Origin of the sequence: Cobetia amphilecti (assembly GCF_032923285.1) — a bacterium.
GTDB lineage: Bacteria > Pseudomonadota > Gammaproteobacteria > Pseudomonadales > Halomonadaceae > Cobetia > Cobetia amphilecti.
Window position 1 is genome coordinate 2045183 of sequence record NZ_CP136695.1, and the last position, 19217, is coordinate 2064399.

The window sequence follows — 19217 nt, forward strand, 5'->3', positions numbered from 1 at the left end:
CTATATAAGATTTCATGCAGCATGGATATGCATATCGAAAGCGTACGCTGCACCAATTTGATGAATTTCTCCGTCTCTTGCACCTTGGTGAAGTCAGTCGAGAGTGAGTGCTATCCAGTGACCAGTGAGAGAGAAATCCAGAGATATTTTTAATACACAATTGGTTGTTTTCAAAATATGGTAAAGATAATATGTGATTACCTTGGATAATTGATGACTAAATTGTGGATAAAAATAAACTCAAAAGCTTGGTAGGCGACTTATATAATATTGTTAATGAGCTGGAAGAAATGTTCCCCGGGCGACATTTCACTCCGGATGGCCATATGGTAGGGAGTCTAGGAGAGTGTCTAGTTGCCAATGCATATGATCTAGAGCTTTTGACTGCTTCCAACAAAGGGTATGACGCTATCGCCAAGTGCGGTACCAAGATCGAAATCAAGGCAACACAAGCGAAATCGGTTGCATTTCGCAGTGAGCCCGAGCATGCAATTGTGATCAAGATTTTACCCGATGGTAGCTTTGAAGAAATCTATAATGGCCCTGGGTCATTAGTCTGGCAGCAGTTTTCTGAAAAGAAATTACCTAGTAACGGGCAGTTTCAGATTTCTCTTGCAAAACTGAAAGTGATGAACAAGTCAGTCCGTTTTGAAGAGCGTATAAGGCCGTAATATAAATGCATTATGCATATGTAAACCTTCTATGAGTAGTTGATCATGGCACTTTCACAGATGCAGATCATCCAATCCTTGGGTGAGGCAATGGCCTGGTTCGAGCGAGAACTGAACTGGGGCGTGCCGCCGACTGAGCTACGTCATCTTTGCGGACGCATTGGTGAGCTTTACGCTGCATTGATCACCAATGGTCAGATGGCGACCGAGGTGAATCAGCGCGGCTATGACGTGGTAAGCGGTGACGGTGAGCGAATCTCGGTCAAAACCACTGCGATGATGGGCGGTGGGGGCAATGTTGCTTTCAATCCCCGTTCGTTGGATGAAGTGGAGCGCATCATCATCCTGCGTATCAATACAGAAGAGATGCAGATCGAGAAGTTGCTGGATGCCACAGTGGAAGAGGCCCGGTCGCTGATGTCGCCGGAGCGCGCGGGCAAGCAGAGTATCTCGTTGTCTCGATTGGCCAAGACTACGAAGCCACGCAGCGAGCTGAAAGCCGTGCGTGAAGTCATGTTCGCGTCTTGTCTTGTTCGTGAGCTTGAGAACGGCAGCATCGAAGTCGAGCGTGATGATGGTCAGGGGATGCAGTCAGTGAGCCCTGTTCAGCCAGTGCTGCGTGAATTGGCAAAACAGTTGAATCTGCCGCTGGTGAATGGCAACGGCAATCCGCACAACACTCGTCAGCTGGGTAGCCTGGTCATCAGGGAGATTGCTCAGGAATCTACTGGATGATTCAGCTTTGAATGGGATTCAAGACGCCGGCCAATGGCCGGCGTCTTCGTGTCATGAGCAGTTTATTTATCTGCTTTACCGAGCGCTCACAATGCAGTGCGCGACTTCCCCGAGGGGTTGCCCTTGCCGCGGCGCATGGTTGCGCGATCCGGCGCGTCGTTTCGTTGTGCCTCTCACCAAAGTCTTATACGTTGGTGGTGCTTTATTAGCACATACAAAAACAACGGCTTGCTCCCGATTGCCCGTGTGGCTTCACACGAGGGGGAAGGGCAGCAGCGATAGACAAAGGACACACGATGACAGACGTAGTCGAGAAGGATCTGCAGGAGTCTTCTGTGGTTCAGGCGGTTGAGAAGGGCTCTCCATCATCGCGTTCGCGTCGTGGTTTCCTGGGCATGAGTGGGGCGGCAATTGCCGGGGCGGCGTTGGGTCAGTTCCTGCCGGGGATTCCCAGTGCCTTGGCCAAGGAGACGGCACCTGCGGCGGCGGTGCTCAAGCCTTCCGCCAAGTCTCCGGTGCGGCTCAACTACAACGAGAATGCGCTGGGTATGGCACCGTCTGCACAGCGTGCCGCAGCGGCATCCATCCCGCATTCCAATCGGTATCCCTTCGCCCATCTGGGCAAATTGCAGTCCCTGGTGGCGACTCATCACAAGGTGCCGAGCGAGAGCATTCTGTTCACGCCGGGCTCCTCCGATGCGATCCGTGCCAGTGTGCTGGCCCATGCGACTCCCGATACCCAGCTGGTGATTCCCGAGCTGACTTATGGCGATGGCGCCCTGTATGCCGGCTTCTATGACCTCGCCATTCGCAAGGTGCCGTCCTCGCGCGAGGACTGGTCATTCAAGATTTCCGACATGAAGCAGGCCGTGGCCGACCACTCCGGCCCCTCCATCGTCTATCTGGTGAACCCCAACAACCCGACCTCGACCATCATTTCCAGTGATGAACTGGAGGCCTGGGTCAACGACAGCCGCGACGATACGCTGTTCATCATCGATGAAGCCTATGCCGAATTCGTCAATGACCCTGCCTTCCGCTCCGCCGATCATCTGATTGCTGGTGGCGCCAAGAACATCCTGCTGCTGAAGACCTTCTCCAAGATTCACGCCATGGCTGGCCTGCGTGTCGGCTACGCCGTCGGCGATGTCGATCGTCTCGAGCATGTCTCCCACTATGTCGAAGACGATGCCATGACGCTGTCATATCCTGGCGTGATGGCGGCGACGGCCTCCATGCAGTCACCGGAGTTTCTGGTCCACAGCAAGCAGAGCAACGATGAAGCGCGCGCCATCTTCACGGCGACGCTCGACGAGCTGGGCTGGGAGTATCTGCCGGGGCAGACCAACTTCGTCTTCCACCGTATCTCCAGGCCGCTGAAGGAATTCCAGACCGCGATGAAGGAACGACACGTGCTGATCGGGCGTGCCTTCCCGCCGGCGGATGGCTGGTGTCGCATGTCACTCGGCACGCCGGAGGAGATGCACTATGTCGCTGCCGTGCTGCGCGAAATGAAGGCCAAGGGCATCGTCTAGTCGTGACGGACTCCCATGTAGGAAGACGCAAACGCCCGCCATTTGGCGGGCGTTTGCGTTTCAAGGCGGGGTTATCAGATCAGCTATTGCGCGTCAGGCGGGTGGCCAGCCACCAGCCCAGTAGCATCGTCACCAGAAAGCCCGCCAATGGCAGACTCATGGCGCTGCTGGAGACGATGGCAGGCCCGGGGCAGTAGCCGCTCAGCCCCCAGCCGATACCGAACAGCGCCGCGCCGAGCAGCAGGCGGCCATCGATATCGCGGCGCGTGGGCAGTTGGAAGCGCTCGCCCAGCAGGGGAGTGCCACGCCGCCAGACGAGTCGATAGCCGAGGAAGGTGGTGATGACGGCACCGCCCAGCACGAAGATCAGCGTGGGGTCCCAGTCTCCGGCCACGTCGAGAAAGCCGACCACACGTGCGGGGTCGGTCATGCCGCTGAGTGTCAGCCCGAGGCTGAAGACCAGCCCGGTGAGAAAGCCGATGACCGTTTTCATGGTGACTCCCCCAGCAGATGTTGGCTCACGAACACCGTCAGCATGGCCACAGTCACGAACACCACCGTAGCCACCAGCGAGCGGGGGGAGAGACGCGCGATACCGCAGACACCATGACCACTGGTACAGCCGCCGCCGATGCCTGTTCCGATACCTACCAGCAGACCGGCGAACATCATGCTCAGCACCCCGCTGGCGGGATTGCCGATCAGCGCATCCGTGCTTGCGGCCACATTGCCCCAGTCAAGATTGAGCAGCAAAAGCAGCAGCGGGCCGCTGATCAACCCGAGCACGAAGGCGAGACGCCAGCGGCGGTCCTGGCCTGATTCCAGCAGCGCACCGCGCGTGATGCCACTGATACCGGCGATACGTCCCAGCAAGGCCATCAGCATCACTGCCGAGAGACCGATCAGGACGCCACCGGCGAGTCCTTTCATGCTGCTTATCATGTCCATGTCGTTCATCCTCGTGTCGCGGTCATCCTGCGGTGCGTCGATGATATGCTCGTGGCTGGCGAGCGCCAACCGGTTGTCTGGCCGCTTGGCTGTACGACAAGGACGCCGACCTTTCGATGGAGGGCACAGCAGGAGCACCATGAACGAACTGACCCAACGCCTGCGCACCTTTCTCAAGGTGGCGGAGCATCAGAGCTTCAACGTGGCGGCGCGGGAGCTGGATATCGCCAGTTCCACGGCGACGCGTCACGTCAATCATCTGGAGCGCCAGCTGGGCGAGCCGCTGCTGGTGCGCACCACGCGCCATGTACGGCTGTCGCCGGCCGGCGAGCGCGCCCTGATCCGCTTTCGCGCCATTCTGGCCGAGGTGGACCAGCTGGAGGATGAGCTGGAGACGCTGAGTGAGCGGGTCGCGGGGCCGCTGCGCATCTCGGTGCCGTGGCGCTATTCGCGCCTCTATCTGGCGCCGCTGGTGAGCGAGTTCATGCAGTGCTATCCCGAGGTGGCGCTGGATATCGTCAGCAGCGACCAGCGGGTGGACCTGGTCGAGGACCACTTCGACGTGGCCCTGCGCATCGGCCATCTGGAAGATTCGAGCCTGATCGCGCGCCATATCAGTGATCAGCGCTTCGTGCTGGCTGCCGCGCCGTCCTACCTCGCCGCCCAGCCGTCTATCCATCAGCCACAGGACCTGGAGCAGCACCGTCTGCTGACCTTCAGCTATACCACCGCCAATCATCACTGGCGGCTGGTGCAAGGCGATCGGGAGCATCGCATCTCGGTGCGCGCCCGCGCGCTGCGCACCAACAACGCCGACATTCTCACCCAGGCAGCTCTGGGGGGCGCCGGCGTGGTGGTGCAGCCGCTCTGGGCGATTAGGGAAGAGCTGGCAAGTGGCCGCCTGCTGCCGGTGCTGGAGGACTTTCAAGTCACTTCATCGGATTTCGACACCGGTATCCACGTCGTCTTCGCGCGCGAGAATCAGCACAACCCGCGCGTACGTGCCTGGGTCGACTTCCTGCTCGCCCGCCGCGAGCGGCTGTCCTGCTGACAAGCCCTGTGAACGACACGCAGGAAAACACGAAGGGCCCGGTCTCGAGAGATCGGGCCCTTCGTGTTTTCAGGCTGCGCGCTGGCTACTTACCAAGCAGCATCTACCAAGCGGTGCCTGGCCACTGCTCATCAGGCAGCCATCAATAGAGGATATCGCTGCGGATGATGTACTTGGCACCGTCGCGGATCGGCTCGCTGGCATGCACGCAGTGCTGCGGGTGCGAGCCATGCGGGAAGCACAGTACGCCACCCTTGGGCGTGGAGACCGATACCTTCTGGATATCATCCTGCGACTGGGCCGGCTTGCCGGGGTCGCGACGGCTGACCAGAAACTCGGTGCGCCCGCCGGTATAACCATCGCTGAGGAAGATGAGGAAGGTGTACTGGCTCATCAGGCCCGGATAGGCGTCCTGGACGATCTCGCCATTGATGACGCGACTGCCCGGCCAGGCACCATCGGTGTGCGGCTTGAAGAAGTCGCCGGCCTCGTAGCGATAGACGCGAAAGCGCGCATTGATGCCCTTGGCGCCTTCGCCCTGGATCTGCTCGGTCACCAGCGGCGCCGAACGCTGCCAGATGACCTGATCGACCGCTTCACTGACGACCCAGTTGACGTTGTGGTTGTGGCGTACCGAACGCGGCAGGGAGACGGGCGCATCTTCCTCGAAGCCCATTTCCTCCAGGGCGGCGACGAAGTTGTCGGCCTCGGCGGGTGTCAGCACATTGAGCAGCTGGAAGGCACCCGGGACACCCTCGACTTCCTGACGGACCACCTCTGGCGCCGCGTCGGCCTCGAAGAGATCAGACACGTCGCCGTTGTCGGTCCAGATGGGCAGGGGCGTGGGAGAGAAGCCGCGTTCGTGGCGGACGACATGGAAAGACAAGCTCATGGCAAAGCTCCTGAATGACGAAGAATGTGAGACGAGAATCTGGTGGCCGCCAAGCGGTGGCCGCCAGGCCTGCAAGGAGGGAGGCCTGGGCGACGGTCATCTGGTGGCGAGTGCCGATAAGGTCGGGCGAGGGGCGGGCGAGGGGCAGCAACCCGGATGGGCCAGGTGTCTGCCATCTCGACCGCGGCGCTCAGCCGCCACCAACCAGTCATTTTCAACCAGCCGCCACCGACCAGCCGTTATCAACCAGCGGCCGTGACACCTCAGTCGGGATAGCGGACCAATACCCGCGTCTCGAGACTGGTGCGTGTCGGCGCATCGTCGGGCGTATCGAGCAGCTCGGCCGCGGTATGCGCGACCGGCGGCTTGCCGGCGCTGTCGAAGGCATTGAAGACGATGGCTTCGTCGGGGCGCATCTGTGAGGCGAAGTACCAGCGGTGAGCCGGATTGTGCACGAGGCCCTGGATCTGGCCGCAGCGGTCCGGATAGAGGATGTCGATGTTGACCCAGTCCTCGTGTTGCACGCTCTGGGTATCGGCGAAGGCCAGCGGGTCACGTGCGACGGCCTGCTCGACCGGCTGCCAGACATTGACGATGCCGTAGTGGCCGCTCAGCCACTGCTCCGCCTGCTCGGGCGGGAGCAGATCGCGCACGCGCTGCGGTCCAGAGCGCGGCGAGTAGTCGACATGCACATGCTGCGCCGGCACGCGCTCACCCTCGAAGCCGCGCAGGGTGTGGTCGAACACCTGCACCTCACTGACGCCGAGCTGCTGCTTGAGCAATGCCTCGATGGCCGGTGTGTGCAGGCGATCGCGCACCTTGGCATCGCGCACATCGACGGCAAGTTCGGGCGTGTCGAGAAACAGCAGCCCCTGGCAGGCGAAGCTGGGCGGTGTGGCGCGCAGGTCCTGCAGCCTGACACCGCGGCGGTCATGCTCCGGCTCGATACGGCGACCGGTCTCGCCGTTCGGGTCCACCTTGATCTGCAGGCCTTCCGGGCGGTCGAGCTGATAATTGACGAACGCCATGCGGGTAGGGACGGGCGCTGACATGAACGAGACCTCCTTCACGATGGGTTGTCAGAGGATGCCGCAGGACAGGCACTCAGGCGGGTGCCTGCGGTGCCGAGTCCAGGAGGCTGGTTCACGAGGCTAGTGCACTGGCGCGGGCAGAAAAAGGCGCCTGTCGGCAATTGGTTATTGCACATATGGCAATAATCAAGCGCCGACCGACGCTCAATGCCCGCCGGACAGGTGCAGACCAGCGATGGACAGCACGATGACGCCGATGCAGGCCATGCGGCGAAACGAGAAGTGCTCGCGCCAGAACAGCACGCCGATGATGGCGCTGACCACGGTCCCGATGCCGGAGAACACGGCATAGGCGATACCCAGACTGATGGTGTCCATGGCCAGATACAGCAGGCTCAAGGAGGAGCTGAAGCCCAGCGCGACCAGCAACACGCCCATGCGGCGGTGCTGATTGGCGTACTGGTTGAAACCGGTGACGCCGACGACTTCACAGCAGCCGGCGGCGATCAGATAGACCCAATCCATGACGTCACTCCTGGTCATTCACTGAGGGTGGTCTGCGGTGTGGCACTCGCGCGAGGCTGCTTGTCGGCAGGCGCGCTGGGGGCCGTCTTGAGCACGATGATGCCGATCAGCATCAGCACCACGAAGCCCAGCGTGGACCACTGGAATTCGAGATCGAAGAACAGCAGGTCAGCCACCACCGTCCCCACCGTGCCCAGGCCGACGAAGATGGCGTAGGTGGTGCTGGCGGGCAGTGTCTTGGCGATCTGGGTGACCAGACTCAGGCTGATGATGACCAGCAGCACCGTCAGTGCCCATTCCAGCGGACTGTCGGCGACTTTCAGGCCCGTGGCCCAGCCGATTTCGCACAGGGTCGAGATCAGGAAGTAGAGCGTGATGCGCATGGTGATCGGGTGTCCTTGTGGGGTGTCCTTGTGGGGTGTCGAGAAATACGGCGTTTCATTACCTGTGAGAGACCTGCGTTTCATCAATATCCAACAACCAATACCAGTCTATATGAGTTTTTGTTGATGTTTTGATGCAGGAAAAGGCGGAGGGAGCCCCTCCGCCTGTTGTCCCTCCACCTGCTGCCTGGCAAGTCGTTGGCGCAGCCTTGTTTGGCCAGAGCTCCTTTGAACAAGAGCCCCTTTGAACACGAGCCCTGGTGACCAGGAGCGTCAGGAGGCCAGCGGCGTGGTCGTCGCCTGAATGTCTGATTCCGCATCGGATGGTGTCGCGGCCTCGGCCGGCTGGGCCAGATAGGCTTCCAGCGAGTCATCCATCGCCTCCAGCCACGGCGTGTGATGCCTGGGCGCCAGAGTGCCGGTCATCAAGGAGCGATAGCCGTGATCGCGGAAGGTCATGATGTTCTCGTGCTTGTGATGCTCCCATTCCAGGAAGGTACGATTCACGCCATCGATATCGAAGCTCGGGTAGTCGGTCTCCTCGATCAGCGATTTCACGTAATCGCCCTGGAAGAGAATCATGTCCTCATCACTTTCCAGCGTTTCCTCGCGGGCCCGCCACGCCAGACTGTCTGCACGCATCGCGTCCAATGACGGCAGGGGCAGGGTGCCGAGAATCGCATCACGCACCCACCAGGCCTGGGCATCGAACATGTTGAAGGTGTACCACTGGTCCTGCATGCCGAGATAGAACAGGCGCGGATTCTCTTCCCACGCCACCCCCTTGTAGAGCCCCCGCGGCCACATGCGGTTCTGGGTCTTGAGGCGCAGCGACTCCTCGAGGAACGGGAAGTGGTGCAGATAGCCGGTGCACAGGATGATGGCATCGACGCGCTTGTGTCTGCCGTCACTGAAATAGGCGGTATCGCGATCGACCTTCACCAGCAGCGGCTTCTCTTCCCAGTTGTCCGGCCATTTGAAGCCCATCGGGGCGGTGCGATAGCTGGTGGTGATGCTGCGCGCACCATACTTGTAGCACTGCGAGCCGATGTCCTCGGCGGAATAGCTGCTGCCGAGCAACAGCAGGTCCTTGCCCTTGAATTCCAGTGCATCACGGAAGTCATGGGCATGCAGAATGCGGCCATTGAAGCTCGAGAAACCGGGGAATTCCGGCACATTAGGCGTCGAGAAATGCCCGGAGGCCACGATGACGTGATCGAATCTTTCGCTGGTCACCAGATCGAGCGCCTGGTCATGCACGCTGACCGTGAATTGCTGGCTGGCATCATCGAAGGTGACCTGGCGCACCGGGCAACCGAAGCGGATGTACTTGCGCACGCCGGCCTTCTCGACGCGACCCTTGATGTAGTCGAACAGCACCGCGCGCGGCGGATAGGAGGCGATAGGGCGCCCGAAATGTTCTTCAAAGGAGTAGTCGGCGAATTCGAGACATTCCTTGGGGCCATTCGACCACAGGTAGCGATACATGCTGCCGTGGACCGGCTCGCCGTGGGCATCCAGTCCGGTACGCCAGCTGTAATTCCACAGACCGCCCCAGTCATCCTGCTTTTCGTAACAGACAATCTCGGGAATCTCGATGCCCTTGTCGGCGGCGGATTGAAAGGCACGCAATTGAGCCAGGCCACTGGGTCCTGCACCGATGATCGCGATACGTTGGGTCATGGATACCTTCCTGTTCTTGTTGTGTCTTCATGCGTTATCCGAGGCTTCAGGACGTGGTGACGTCGTGAAACACTGACAACGAAACAGGCTAGCGAGATGTGCTCCGGCTGCACATTGCTCGGAAAGGGTAGCCATAAAGGGGTACATCAGTTCATGTCTCAGTTCATGTCTCATTTCATGCGTCAGTCGATGGCGGTACGCCTGGAATATCCGAGGTGTCGACGGCGAAGATGATGCCCTCCACCGCCAAGGGCGTGCCATCCTGTGAATAGATGCCATGGCCCTTTTCCTGCACCCGGATGACCTCGCCTTTGCGATGGCGAATGCGGTAGGCAAGGGTGAAGGGAGTGCGGGCCTCAAGGGCTGCCTGCACCTGATCCCACACGCGGTCGGCATCTTCGGGATGGATCATCTCGCCGTAGGTGAGGGAGGGATGGTCGAGCAGTTGCTGGGGGCTGAGGCCGGTGATGGCCAGGCAGCCGTCACTGATGTATTCCATCGACCAGTGGCGGTTGTTGCGCGCGCGATAGACCATCGCGGGCAGCCCCTTGATCAGCCGTGTCAGGCTGCGCAGGTTGGCGGCGTCGATCTGCTCCTGCTGCACGCGCTCGCTGATGTCATGCAGGGTGAGCGTGGCGGGCCAGGGCGAGGCCAGCGAGAGCGACTGGCTGCGCACTTCACACCAGCGATAGTGGTGGTCCGCCCCCATGATGCGCAATCGCCAGCAGTCAGGGCGTTCGCGGCGCGAAACGTGGCGGGCGAGCATGTCCCAGCGCGATTGATCCGCGGGGTGCAGGGCATCGCGCAGGCGCTGCGCTGCCGTGCCGTGCCCGTCCGCTCGAGTGGCGGGTGGCATGTCTTCCCGTGGGTCGCGCGATTCGTGTCCGCTCAGGGACTGCCAGCCGCGCGAGGCATACAGCAGCGTACTGTCGGCATTCACCACCAGCACGGCATCACTCAGCCCATCGAGAATCGCCTGTGCGCTGAAGGGCGAGGCAGTCGAGGCAGTCGAGGCGGGCGAGGCAATCGAGGCGGAGGCGAACTGTTCGAGAAAGCGCATCATCGCAGGCTCTCCTTTTTGGCCCGGGTCGTATCCTGTTCGGCGCCTGTCGCGTCCTCGGCGAGCGCTCGGCTGGCATCGCTCGCGGGCGTCAGCGGGTGAGCGTAGACCCAGGCGGCCAGCTCCAGTCGCGAATGCAGGTTCAGCTTGCGCAGCAGATTCTTGACGTAGACCTTCACCGTGCTGTCACTGATGCCCAGCTCGCGGGCAATCAGCTTGTTGCTGAGGCCGCGCCCGATCCATTTGAGGGTATCGCGTTCACGCTCGGTCAGGCCTTCGTACCATTCAGGTGCCGTGGGCCAGTCAGGTGCCTTGGGCCAGTCAGCTGCCGTGGGCCAGTCAGGTGTCGTGGGTCGGTCGAGAGCGGCGGCCCCGTCGAGCGTGGGGCCAGCAGGGGGATTCGCCACAGCTGGCAGCGCCTCAGTCTGCTCCTGCTCCTGTTTATGCTGCTGTTTATGTGTCTGTGCTTGCGAGTGTTGTTCGCGCTGGCGGTGGTCCTGCTGCAGACGCCGGGCGAGCAGCAGCAAGGTCTCTTCCTCCAGCCCCAGCTTGCCGTCGATCACGGCCTGCAGGCGCTCGAGAATGCGTTCGGGGTCGGTGTCCTTCATCAGGTAGCCATCCGCCCCTTGCTGGATGGCATCCAACAGGTGGCGGCTGTCATCGGAGGCGGTCAGCAGCACTACCTTGAGAGTGGCATCACGCTGCTTGAGATGGCGCATCAGGGTCAGGCCATCGAGCTGCGGCATCTGCCAGTCGACGATCACCAGCTCCGGGGCCAGGGTGGGCAGGGCGTCGAGCAGATCGGTGCCGTCATCGAAGTCGGCCACGACCTCGAACAGGCCACCTTCACTCAAAAGCTCAGCCAGCCCACGCCGAAACAGCGGATGGTCGTCGACGAGCACGACTCGTGTCGGGGGTGTCGAGGGTGTCTGGTGTGTCGAGGGCATCTGGCGAGTCACGGTCATGTGTCGTGGCGCTCCCAGCTCAGTGTCACGCGGGTACCGCCATGGCGGGGTTGGGTGATGGCGAAGTCGGCCCCGAGCTGGCGTGCGCGATCCTGCATGATGCCCAGCCCGAAATGGGCGGGGGCGACGTCGGCGGGGTCAAAGCCGCAGCCGTTGTCCTCGATGGTCAGCAACACCCGCTCCGCTGGCTGAGGCCCTGAAGATTGATGAGGCCCTGAAGACTGATAGAGCAATTGCAGGCGCAGGTGGGGGGCTCGAGCATGGCGCACGCTGTTGGTCATCGCTTCGCGCACGATGAACATCACCTGCAGGGCCTGGGCATCGGGGAGGTGCAGCGACTGGATGCGGTTGTCGAGCTCGAACACCATGCCTGAGCGTGTCTCGAATTCCTCGATCAAGTTGTCGGGTAAGCGGATTAAATGGTTGATCTTACCTTTGCATGAGAGTGAGACAGACCGGCATCTCATCGGATTATCTGGTTGATGCTTCACCTACTGCTGGTGCATGTTTCCTTCGCTAATTCCAGCAAGAACCCCACACGCCTCAACTTCCCGGTCATCGTTGCAACTCGCTCTCAGTGAAACGAGTTGTTTCTCAAGCGCTTGCAGAGCGGTTATCTGCGACCGCACATGAGAGATGTGATCATCGAGCAAGGTGTTGACGGCGGTACAAGGCTGATGAGGGTCGTCCTGATAGCTCTGTAGTTCGTGAATCTCAGCCAGTGACAGGCCCAGGATTCTGCAGCGACGGATGAAGGCCAGCCCCTCACCATGCTTCTCGGTATAGACACGGTAACCGTTGTCCTGCCGATCAGGCGGCGGCAACAAGCCCTGCTGTTCATAGAAGCGGATCGTCTGTGTTTCGACCCCTACCAACTGCGCCAACTGACCAATGCGCATCAGCCTCCTCCCCAACGGATTCTTTACTCTATTGACCTTATAGTAGCTTTATAGTTTTAAATGGTACCACAACATTGTTCAAGTGGAGTCGTATCATGAGCAAATCCTGTGGTGGCGCCTGTGGCGGTGATGCAACGTCCGCAGCGGATACCGATATACAGGCCTCCTCCGAGGCGCCAGGGAGATGGGTCAGTGTTTATGCCGTGCCGAAGATGGACTGTCCATCAGAAGAACGAATGATTCGCCTAGCCCTGAACGGCTTTGAGGAGATTCGGGCGCTGTCCTTCGACTTGTCGAACCGCCGGCTGAAGGTCGTGCATGACGGCGAGGTCGAGCCCGTCACCTCGAAACTGAAGACCTTGGGGCTAGGCGCCTCGCTTCAGGAAACCGTCGCTGCAAATCCGGAGACCATCAAGGCCGCCGAGTTTTCGGCAGCTTCTGCTAAGCAAGAATCCGGGACCCTGCGCTGGTTGCTCGGCATCAATGCACTTCTGTTCGTGGTGGAAATGACTGCCGGTCTGATCGCCCGGTCCACCGGCCTGATTGGAGAATCCCTGGACAATTTTGCCGATGCGGCGGTGTACGGGCTTGCCCTTTATGCGGTTGGACATAGCGTGAAAATGCAGGTACGTGCCGCGCATCTTGCTGGTGTACTGCAACTGATCTTGGCTGTGGGCGTGCTCGTAGAGGTGGTGAGACGCTTTGTATTCGGTAGTGAGCCTGAATCGCTGGTGATGATGGCTATCGCATTCGTCGCATTGATTGCCAATACCAGTTGTCTGCTGCTCATATCCAAACATCGGGAAGGCGGGGCGCACATGAAGGCAAGCTGGATATTCTCGGCCAACGACGTGGTGATCAACCTGGGGGTCATCACCGCCGGCGCCCTGGTCGCGTGGACCGGTTCCAATTATCCGGATCTGATTATCGGCACCATCGCGGGGGGCATTGTACTTAACGGTGCCAGACGCATTTTGGCGTTGAAGGGTTAAATAATGCTCATTATTGGCAAAAAGCTCTCGCCGTATGCCCTATTGTCCATATCGGGCCTGCTGGCAGCGTCTGATCAGGCTGTAAAGTGGCTGGTGCAGCAATCAATGGCCTATGGCGAGTATGTTTCGGTGACCCCGTTCTTTAACTGGGTGCACCTATGGAACACCGGTGCCGCATTCAGTCTTTTTGCGAATGGTGGAGGCTGGCAGCGCTACTTTTTTATCGGAATCGCGGTAGTGGTCTCGATTTTTCTGATCAACCTGATCCTTGAAAATCGTCATAAAGGAGAAGCCATCGCTTACAGTCTTATCCTCGGTGGCGCCATGGGCAACCTGATTGACCGGGTCTTTCGCGGCTATGTTGTGGATTCCTTTGATTTCTATTGGCGAGACTGGCATTGGCCGGCCTTCAACCTGGCTGATATTGCAATTGTCCTCGGTGCCTTACTTTTCGTTTCCAGCAGCTTGTTGGGTAAAAAAGCAAACACCAATGCCGAGTCGGATGGATCTGACTGACACCTACGCCTATACAACACCATGACCGAACTTCCCGACAACATCCTTCACCTGCCGCAATACCAAGTACTGGGCTGCAAATCAACCGACGACAAAATGCACTTCCAGGTGGACGTGCCCGATCCCATCGCCTGCGAGGAATGCGGCGTGCAGGGTGAGTTCGTACGGTTCGGCAAGCGTGACGTTCCCTATCGTGATCTGCCCATCCACGGCAAGCGGGTCACTCTCTGGGTGGTCCGCCGCCGATACACCTGCCGGGCCTGCAAGACAACATTCAGGCCCCAGCTACCGGAGATGGTGGACGGATTCCGTATGACACTGCGGCTGCATGAGTACGTGGAGAAGGAATCCTTCAACCACCCCTACACCTTTGTGGCGGCACAGACCGGCCTGGACGAGAAGACGGTGCGCGACATCTTCAACGCCCGCGCCGAGTTCCTGGGGCGCTGGCACCGCTTCGAGACGCCCCGCATCCTGGGCATTGACGAGCTATACCTGAACAAGCGCTACCGCTGCATTCTGACCAACATTGAGGAGCGAACCCTGCTCGACCTGCTGGCCACCCGCCGCCAGGACGTGGTGACCAACTACCTGATGAAGCTGAAAGACCGGCAGAAGGTCGAGATCGTCAGCATGGACATGTGGAACCCCTACCGGGCAGCGGTCAAGGCTGTGCTGCCCCAGGCCCGTATCGTGGTCGATAAGTTCCATGTGGTGCGCATGGCCAACGATGCCCTAGAGAGAGTGCGCAAGGGCCTCAGAAAGGAGCTGAAACCGTCCCAGAGCCGGACTCTCAAGGGAGACCGGAAAATCCTGCTGAAACGCGCTCACGAAGTCTCAGACCGGGAGCGCCTCATCATGGAGACCTGGACAGGCGCGTTCCCGCAACTGCTGGCCGCCTACGAGCACAAGGAGCGCTTCTACGGCATCTGGGACGCCACCACACGGCTCCAGGCAGAAGCCGCCCTGGACGAGTGGATAGCCACCATCCCGAAGGGCCAAAAGGAAGTCTGGAGCGATCTGGTCAGGGCAGTGGGAAACTGGCGCGAAGAGACCATGACCTACTTCGAGACGGACATGCCCGTCACCAACGCTTACACGGAGTCCATCAACCGACTGGCCAAGGACAAGAACCGTGAAGGGCGCGGTTACTCCTTCGAGGTGATGCGGGCACGAATGCTCTACACCACGAAGCACAAGAAGAAGGCACCGACTGCGAAGGTCTCTCCTTTCTACAAGAAAACCATCGGTTACGGACTGCCGGACTTCGCAGAGGAACTCAACTACGGAGTCGATCTATCAACCATCTGAGGGTGGTATCAGATTGATGGGGTGAAGGTGCCCCATCAACCATTAAATCCGTATACCCAAGTTGTCCAGCACACAGGCCAGCGGCGCGTCTCCCCAGGTGGCGTGCGCGCCGTTGATCAGCTCCCGGGTCTGGCGCAAGGCGCGCCGGGACTGGGTATGCACGTCCTCGGCCAGTGCCTGCACTTCCTGTGGCGCATGACGAGCGGCGCGAGTCAGGCGTGCGCTCTGCATCTGCAGATAACTCAATTCCTGGGCGAGGGTGTCGTGCAGTTCCGCCGCCAGATGTCGACGTTCGTTCTTCAGTGCCTGATCCACCGCTGCCTTCCTGTCTTCAGCGTGACGCGCCTGTTGCTGCTGATGCAGTGCCAGGCCACGGCTCAGGGCATCGATGGCGGCGCTCGCGAGCCTCGATTCGAGGGCTTCGGCGGCCGGCTCTCCAAGCCACAACCAGTCATCGCCTGTCGCCTGGCTGTCAGTGGTGTGCGTGAGGGCGATCAATACCCCGTGGGGCTTGCCCGAGACAGCTAGCGGCTGACGGCTGACGTGCGCGTCGTGAGCAATCTGGCTGACGATCTCCAGCAGGGTCTGACGCGTCTTTGCGGGCAGGGCGAGGCCAGTCGGCGCGATCACCTCATGGCGTTGCTGATCGACCCCGCGATGCAGCACGCAGCTCTCGACAGGACGTGAGCAAGCCTGAGTGCCGGCAATCTGCTGGCTGAAGAGGCCCATCCTCTCTCCCTGAAGTTCCCCCCAAAGCTCTCGCAGCAGCTCTCCCAGCAATGATGGCAGCGTCTCCGTGAGGTCAGCGCAGGTGGCGATGCGCAGGGTGATGGCGTCGAGCTTGGGCGTCTCGCGTCGCCGGGGGAGGAGTGCAGTGGGTCGTCGGCTCGGCGTACATCAACCAGGGCGGCCGCCGTTCGTGCAGCAGGCACCTTGCCTTCCTTCCCTGCGCCGAGAATGACTTGCATGCGAGCTCCTCTCTCTACTTCCTGCTTCGGGGTTCTTTCTTCGGGCTTGCGATGTCGCGTCAGCAAGCTTGATGAGCAAGCTTCATGCCAGTGAACGGCTTACCCCTTCATGGGTACCTCTCTTGATGGATTGTCGCGATCTCCACTGTGAGTAAATTTAATTCACCATGAAGAACGTGGTGCGTCGCAGAAGGGGATATGCACCATCCAGGCACATCGGGGAGCTGCTTCCCCCCATCACGCGTGCAACGCCGGACCCACTTGCCATGACCACAAGAGGTATCACCACGATGGAGCTTGCAGTCGAGATACCCGCTGCCACGCCGTGCCAGCCGTATCGTTATCGAATACCCGGGCTGGATGCGCTGGCGCTTGAGCTGTCGCCGGGGGACAGCGTGCAGGTGTCATCCGTCGATGGTGCCCAGGCCTGCGAGTGGCTGTTATTGCCGCCAGGGGGCCGGGAGGGAGAGCACGGGGTGGCACGGGGTGGCACAAGCTGGAGGGGCAGAAGTTGCAGAGGCAGAAGCTGGAGAGCTTGCAAACGCAGTCGATGGACTGACACTCGCGCGCTACGCCAGCATCACCTGTCTGGAAGAACATGCCTTTGCCAGCCAGCCACAAGGGGCAGAAGAGGGTAAGGCCGAGCAGGTGCGAAGCCCGTTCACCCAGCAGCGTCTGGCAGCGCTGGGAGTCGCGCAGGTGCCACTGTCGCAGTGGCAGCGCTTGTCAGTGGCCGGGTTGCCGGCCGAGATTCGCTGGCCGCTGGAAGCGCCTGCCGCGCGCCTGATTCTGTTGGCCCCCGGTGATGACATGTCGATCGATGGTGAGCATCTGGCCACCGAGCTTGAGGTCGCGCACTTTCAGAGCGTGCCCGATCAGGAGCAGTTACCCGTCCCCCTGGCGTCGATCAAGCAGGAGCGGCGAGTCGCGGCGGGCACGGTCGAGGTCTATGAGGTCAAGCAGGGCGAGTGGATCCAGATCATCGATGTGGCGGGCCGCCAGTGCTCCGATTTCGTGGCCTTCGATGCCAATGCCTGGGCGCAAGAGGAAGAGCTGGGGCTGGACGCCGGCGCCACGCGCAGCCTGTCCGGCCACTGCATGCCCAACCCGGGGCTCTACTCCGTGTTCTTCGATCAGCACCTGCATCCGATGCTTGAGGTCGTGCAGGACACGGTGGGGCGCCATGACAGCTTCATGCTCGCCTGTTCGCCGCAGTATTACGAACACCACGGCTACTTCGGCCACGATAGCTGCACGATCAACTTCAATAACGCCCTGTCGGCGTCGCATGGCATTCAACAGCGTGCCAGCTGGCCGGCGATCAACTTCTTCTTCAATGCCTATGCAGAGCCCTGCGGCACCCTGGCGGTGGATGAGCCCTGGTCGCGCCCCGGCGACTATGTGCTGCTGCGCGCCGACCGTGACCTCATCTGCGCCTCATCGGCCTGTCCGGATGACATCGACGCCGCCAATGGCTGGGTGCCGACCGATATCCAGGTGCGCATCTACGCCGCTGAACATGATTTCCCCCGTGGGATCGCCTATCGCAATCGGCCCGAGGAATTGCCGCGCATGACACTGCCCACCGCCTTTCATCCCTGCACCTCCGCCTTGACCAAGCAGTTCATCGACTACCACGGCTACTGGCTGGCCACGCATTACGAAGGGTGGGGCGCGCGGGCCGAATATCTGGCCTGCCGCGAGCGGGTCGCGATGATGGATCTCTCGGCGCTGCGCAAGTTCGAGGTCGCCGGTCCCGATGCCGAACGCCTGCTGCAATACGCATTGACCCGCAATGTGCGACGGCTCTCCATCGGCGAGGTGGTGTACTCGGCCATGTGTCAGGAAACCGGCGGCATGCTCGATGACGGCACCTTGTTCCGCATGGGCGAGCAGACCTTCCGCTGGATCTGTGGTGACCCGGCCAGCGGCCAGTGGCTGCGAGATCTCGCTGCGCGCCAGGGCTATCGCGTCACGGTGCGTGACTCCACCCATCAGCTGCACAACATCGCGCTGCAGGGGCCGAAGAGTCGTGAGGTGCTGGCGCCGTTGATCTGGAATGCGCGCACCCAGCCTGAGGTGGAAACGCTGGGCTGGTTCCGCTTCATGATCGGTCGTCTGTCGGGGCCGGATGGCATCCCGCTGATGGTGTCGCGCACTGGCTATACCGGTGAGCTCGGCTATGAAGTCTGGTGTCATCCCAAGGGTGCCCCAGCCGTATGGGAAGCGATCTGGGCGGCGGGTGAGCCCCATGGCATCGCGCCGCTGGGGCTGGATGCCCTGGACATGCTGAGAATCGAGGCAGGGTTGATCTTCGCCGGCCATGAATTCTGTCCGCAGACTTCCCCCTATGAGGCGGGTATCGGCTTCACCGTGCCGATGAAGAGCAAGGAGGATGATTTCGTCGGGAGGGCGGCGCTGCAACGCGAGACACCGGAATCACGCCACCGCGTGATGGGGCTGAAGATGCACAGCAGCGAGCTGGTCAGCCATGGCGACCTCGTCTACCACGGCCGCTATCCGGTGGGCGTGGTCACCAGTGCCACCCAGTCGCCGCTGCTCGATCGCTCCATCGCGATGTGCCGCCTGGCACCGGACTTCGCAAGCCCGGGAACCCAGCTTGAGATCGGCCAGCTGGATGGCCATCAGAAGCGCCTCGCCGCCGAGGTGGTGACATTGCCCTTCCATGACCCGGAGCGCCTCAAGGTACGTAGCTGATCTCACTGCAAGGCGGGGGCATGAGAGATGAGTCGCGAGCAATGACTTGCGCATATGCAGCGCCCTGCAAGTCATCTCACGGTGCATGCCGTGGCCGGCATGCCTCAATAACGCCCATCCTCCTCGCAGGGAAGGCTTCATGGGCTTCATATCTGAAGAGGAGTCCTCGGTTTCAAGAATGATGCAGTAAAAACAACGAATTGCTGAGGGTGGCCAATCAGGGTCATCTGGCATGTCGCTTGCTTTATCCAGCAGGTCCCCTTGAAAAACAACAACAACCCCCGGACGGGCAGTGCCGCTTGCACAGTGAAGCGCGCTGATCCACAGGCTCCGG

General features: G+C 60.6%; 20 protein-coding genes. 8 read left to right on the forward strand and 12 right to left on the reverse strand.

Features of this window, described 5'->3' with window-relative positions; translation table 11 throughout:
- The first annotated feature begins 224 nt into the window (after positions 1–224).
- The 3 genes from R1T44_RS08770 (at position 225) to R1T44_RS08780 (ending at position 2941) form a co-directional block, all read left to right on the forward strand.
- On the forward strand, positions 225–671 hold the full coding sequence (locus R1T44_RS08770; RefSeq protein WP_200906750.1) for a DUF6998 domain-containing protein: 447 nt from the start codon (positions 225–227) through the stop codon (positions 669–671).
- Between the two features lie 45 nt (positions 672–716).
- On the forward strand, positions 717–1406 hold the full coding sequence (locus tag R1T44_RS08775; protein ID WP_213114922.1) for a DUF6998 domain-containing protein: 690 nt from the start codon (positions 717–719) through the stop codon (positions 1404–1406).
- A 296-nt stretch (positions 1407–1702) separates the two neighbouring features.
- Positions 1703–2941, forward strand: coding sequence for a pyridoxal phosphate-dependent aminotransferase (locus R1T44_RS08780; protein ID WP_317292898.1), 1239 nt, complete (start codon positions 1703–1705; stop codon positions 2939–2941).
- Positions 2942–3020: 79 nt separating this feature from the next.
- Here R1T44_RS08780 and R1T44_RS08785 read toward each other — a convergent pair whose 3' ends face one another.
- Positions 3021–3434 (reverse strand): DUF6691 family protein, encoded by a 414-nt coding sequence (locus tag R1T44_RS08785; RefSeq protein WP_043332231.1) that lies wholly within the window; start codon positions 3432–3434, stop codon positions 3021–3023.
- A complete protein-coding gene (locus R1T44_RS08790; RefSeq protein WP_043332377.1) occupies positions 3431–3889 on the reverse strand; it encodes a YeeE/YedE family protein in 459 nt (152 codons plus the stop codon). The genes R1T44_RS08785 and R1T44_RS08790 overlap by 4 nt, the downstream gene beginning before the upstream one ends.
- A 139-nt stretch (positions 3890–4028) precedes the next feature.
- Here R1T44_RS08790 and R1T44_RS08795 point away from each other — a divergent pair, with 139 nt between their 5' ends.
- Positions 4029–4940, forward strand: a complete 912-nt coding sequence (locus R1T44_RS08795) for a LysR family transcriptional regulator (protein ID WP_043332228.1) — start codon at positions 4029–4031, stop codon at positions 4938–4940.
- A gap of 142 nt (positions 4941–5082) precedes the next feature.
- On the opposite strand, the gene R1T44_RS08800 is transcribed toward R1T44_RS08795, so the two are convergent.
- The 9 genes from R1T44_RS08800 to cadR all read right to left on the reverse strand — a co-directional run bounded on the left by R1T44_RS08800 (position 5083) and on the right by cadR (position 12378).
- Positions 5083–5832: a 2OG-Fe(II) oxygenase family protein gene (locus tag R1T44_RS08800; protein WP_225347925.1), complete on the reverse strand. Its 750-nt coding sequence runs from the start codon at positions 5830–5832 to the stop codon at positions 5083–5085.
- A gap of 263 nt (positions 5833–6095) precedes the next feature.
- The gene (locus R1T44_RS08805; RefSeq protein WP_156961859.1) at positions 6096–6884 is read right to left on the reverse strand and encodes a CmcJ/NvfI family oxidoreductase; all 789 of its coding nucleotides are present in this window, start codon (positions 6882–6884) and stop codon (positions 6096–6098) included.
- A 183-nt stretch (positions 6885–7067) separates the two neighbouring features.
- On the reverse strand, positions 7068–7388 hold the full coding sequence (locus R1T44_RS08810; protein WP_043332225.1) for a DMT family transporter: 321 nt from the start codon (positions 7386–7388) through the stop codon (positions 7068–7070).
- A 14-nt stretch (positions 7389–7402) separates the two neighbouring features.
- Positions 7403–7855 carry a DMT family transporter gene (locus tag R1T44_RS08815; RefSeq protein ID WP_084589279.1) on the reverse strand — a complete coding sequence of 151 codons (453 nt, stop codon included), beginning with the start codon at positions 7853–7855 and terminating at the stop codon, positions 7403–7405.
- Between the two features lie 189 nt (positions 7856–8044).
- Complete coding sequence (locus R1T44_RS08820; RefSeq protein ID WP_052384367.1) at positions 8045–9454, reverse strand: NAD(P)-binding domain-containing protein; 1410 nt, start codon at positions 9452–9454, stop codon at positions 8045–8047.
- A gap of 175 nt (positions 9455–9629) precedes the next feature.
- On the reverse strand, positions 9630–10517 hold the full coding sequence (locus tag R1T44_RS08825; protein ID WP_317292899.1) for a PAS domain-containing protein: 888 nt from the start codon (positions 10515–10517) through the stop codon (positions 9630–9632).
- Positions 10514–11479 (reverse strand): response regulator transcription factor, encoded by a 966-nt coding sequence (locus R1T44_RS08830; protein WP_317292900.1) that lies wholly within the window; start codon positions 11477–11479, stop codon positions 10514–10516. Before R1T44_RS08830 ends, R1T44_RS08825 begins: the two co-directional genes overlap by 4 nt.
- Complete coding sequence (locus R1T44_RS08835) at positions 11476–11877, reverse strand: sensor histidine kinase (RefSeq protein ID WP_043332223.1); 402 nt, start codon at positions 11875–11877, stop codon at positions 11476–11478. The genes R1T44_RS08830 and R1T44_RS08835 overlap by 4 nt, the downstream gene beginning before the upstream one ends.
- 93 nt (positions 11878–11970) lie before the next feature.
- Positions 11971–12378: a Cd(II)/Pb(II)-responsive transcriptional regulator gene (cadR, locus tag R1T44_RS08840; RefSeq protein WP_007148576.1), complete on the reverse strand. Its 408-nt coding sequence runs from the start codon at positions 12376–12378 to the stop codon at positions 11971–11973.
- 95 nt (positions 12379–12473) lie between these two features.
- Here cadR and R1T44_RS08845 point away from each other — a divergent pair, with 95 nt between their 5' ends.
- Genes R1T44_RS08845 through R1T44_RS08855 form a run of 3 tightly spaced genes read left to right on the forward strand, consistent with a single transcriptional unit; the run spans position 12474 to position 15197 of the window.
- A complete protein-coding gene (locus R1T44_RS08845; protein WP_004364974.1) occupies positions 12474–13370 on the forward strand; it encodes a cation transporter in 897 nt (298 codons plus the stop codon).
- A 3-nt stretch (positions 13371–13373) separates the two neighbouring features.
- Positions 13374–13886, forward strand: a complete 513-nt coding sequence (lspA, locus tag R1T44_RS08850) for a signal peptidase II (protein WP_110075549.1) — start codon at positions 13374–13376, stop codon at positions 13884–13886.
- A 21-nt stretch (positions 13887–13907) separates the two neighbouring features.
- The gene (locus tag R1T44_RS08855; RefSeq protein WP_285461985.1) at positions 13908–15197 is read left to right on the forward strand and encodes an ISL3-like element ISPpu12 family transposase; all 1290 of its coding nucleotides are present in this window, start codon (positions 13908–13910) and stop codon (positions 15195–15197) included.
- A gap of 42 nt (positions 15198–15239) precedes the next feature.
- Here the strand turns inward: R1T44_RS08855 and R1T44_RS08860 are convergent, their stop codons facing one another.
- The gene (locus R1T44_RS08860) at positions 15240–15926 is read right to left on the reverse strand and encodes a histidine kinase (RefSeq protein ID WP_317292901.1); all 687 of its coding nucleotides are present in this window, start codon (positions 15924–15926) and stop codon (positions 15240–15242) included.
- A gap of 725 nt (positions 15927–16651) precedes the next feature.
- Here R1T44_RS08860 and R1T44_RS08865 point away from each other — a divergent pair.
- The gene (locus R1T44_RS08865; RefSeq protein WP_317292902.1) at positions 16652–18883 is read left to right on the forward strand and encodes a DUF1989 domain-containing protein; all 2232 of its coding nucleotides are present in this window, start codon (positions 16652–16654) and stop codon (positions 18881–18883) included.
- Positions 18884–19217 lie beyond the last annotated feature (334 nt).

Bases quoted from the DNA above. Each gene is read 5' to 3' on its own strand.
- R1T44_RS08790 (WP_043332377.1), bottom strand. From the start codon at position 3,889: ATGGACATGATAAGCAGCATGAAAGGACTCGCCGGTGGCGTCCTGATC.
- R1T44_RS08780 (WP_317292898.1), top strand. From the start codon at position 1,703: ATGACAGACGTAGTCGAGAAGGATCTGCAGGAGTCTTCTGTGGTTCAG.
- R1T44_RS08815 (WP_084589279.1), bottom strand. From the start codon at position 7,855: ATGAAACGCAGGTCTCTCACAGGTAATGAAACGCCGTATTTCTCGACA.
- R1T44_RS08800 (WP_225347925.1), bottom strand. From the start codon at position 5,832: ATGAGCTTGTCTTTCCATGTCGTCCGCCACGAACGCGGCTTCTCTCCC.
- lspA (WP_110075549.1), top strand. From the start codon at position 13,374: ATGCTCATTATTGGCAAAAAGCTCTCGCCGTATGCCCTATTGTCCATA.
- R1T44_RS08805 (WP_156961859.1), bottom strand. From the start codon at position 6,884: ATGTCAGCGCCCGTCCCTACCCGCATGGCGTTCGTCAATTATCAGCTC.
- cadR (WP_007148576.1), bottom strand. From the start codon at position 12,378: ATGCGCATTGGTCAGTTGGCGCAGTTGGTAGGGGTCGAAACACAGACG.
- R1T44_RS08820 (WP_052384367.1), bottom strand. From the start codon at position 9,454: ATGACCCAACGTATCGCGATCATCGGTGCAGGACCCAGTGGCCTGGCT.
- R1T44_RS08860 (WP_317292901.1), bottom strand. From the start codon at position 15,926: ATGGGCCTCTTCAGCCAGCAGATTGCCGGCACTCAGGCTTGCTCACGT.
- R1T44_RS08775 (WP_213114922.1), top strand. From the start codon at position 717: ATGGCACTTTCACAGATGCAGATCATCCAATCCTTGGGTGAGGCAATG.
- R1T44_RS08855 (WP_285461985.1), top strand. From the start codon at position 13,908: ATGACCGAACTTCCCGACAACATCCTTCACCTGCCGCAATACCAAGTA.
- R1T44_RS08830 (WP_317292900.1), bottom strand. From the start codon at position 11,479: ATGACCGTGACTCGCCAGATGCCCTCGACACACCAGACACCCTCGACA.
- R1T44_RS08825 (WP_317292899.1), bottom strand. From the start codon at position 10,517: ATGATGCGCTTTCTCGAACAGTTCGCCTCCGCCTCGATTGCCTCGCCC.
- R1T44_RS08845 (WP_004364974.1), top strand. From the start codon at position 12,474: ATGAGCAAATCCTGTGGTGGCGCCTGTGGCGGTGATGCAACGTCCGCA.
- R1T44_RS08785 (WP_043332231.1), bottom strand. From the start codon at position 3,434: ATGAAAACGGTCATCGGCTTTCTCACCGGGCTGGTCTTCAGCCTCGGG.
- R1T44_RS08810 (WP_043332225.1), bottom strand. From the start codon at position 7,388: ATGGATTGGGTCTATCTGATCGCCGCCGGCTGCTGTGAAGTCGTCGGC.
- R1T44_RS08795 (WP_043332228.1), top strand. From the start codon at position 4,029: ATGAACGAACTGACCCAACGCCTGCGCACCTTTCTCAAGGTGGCGGAG.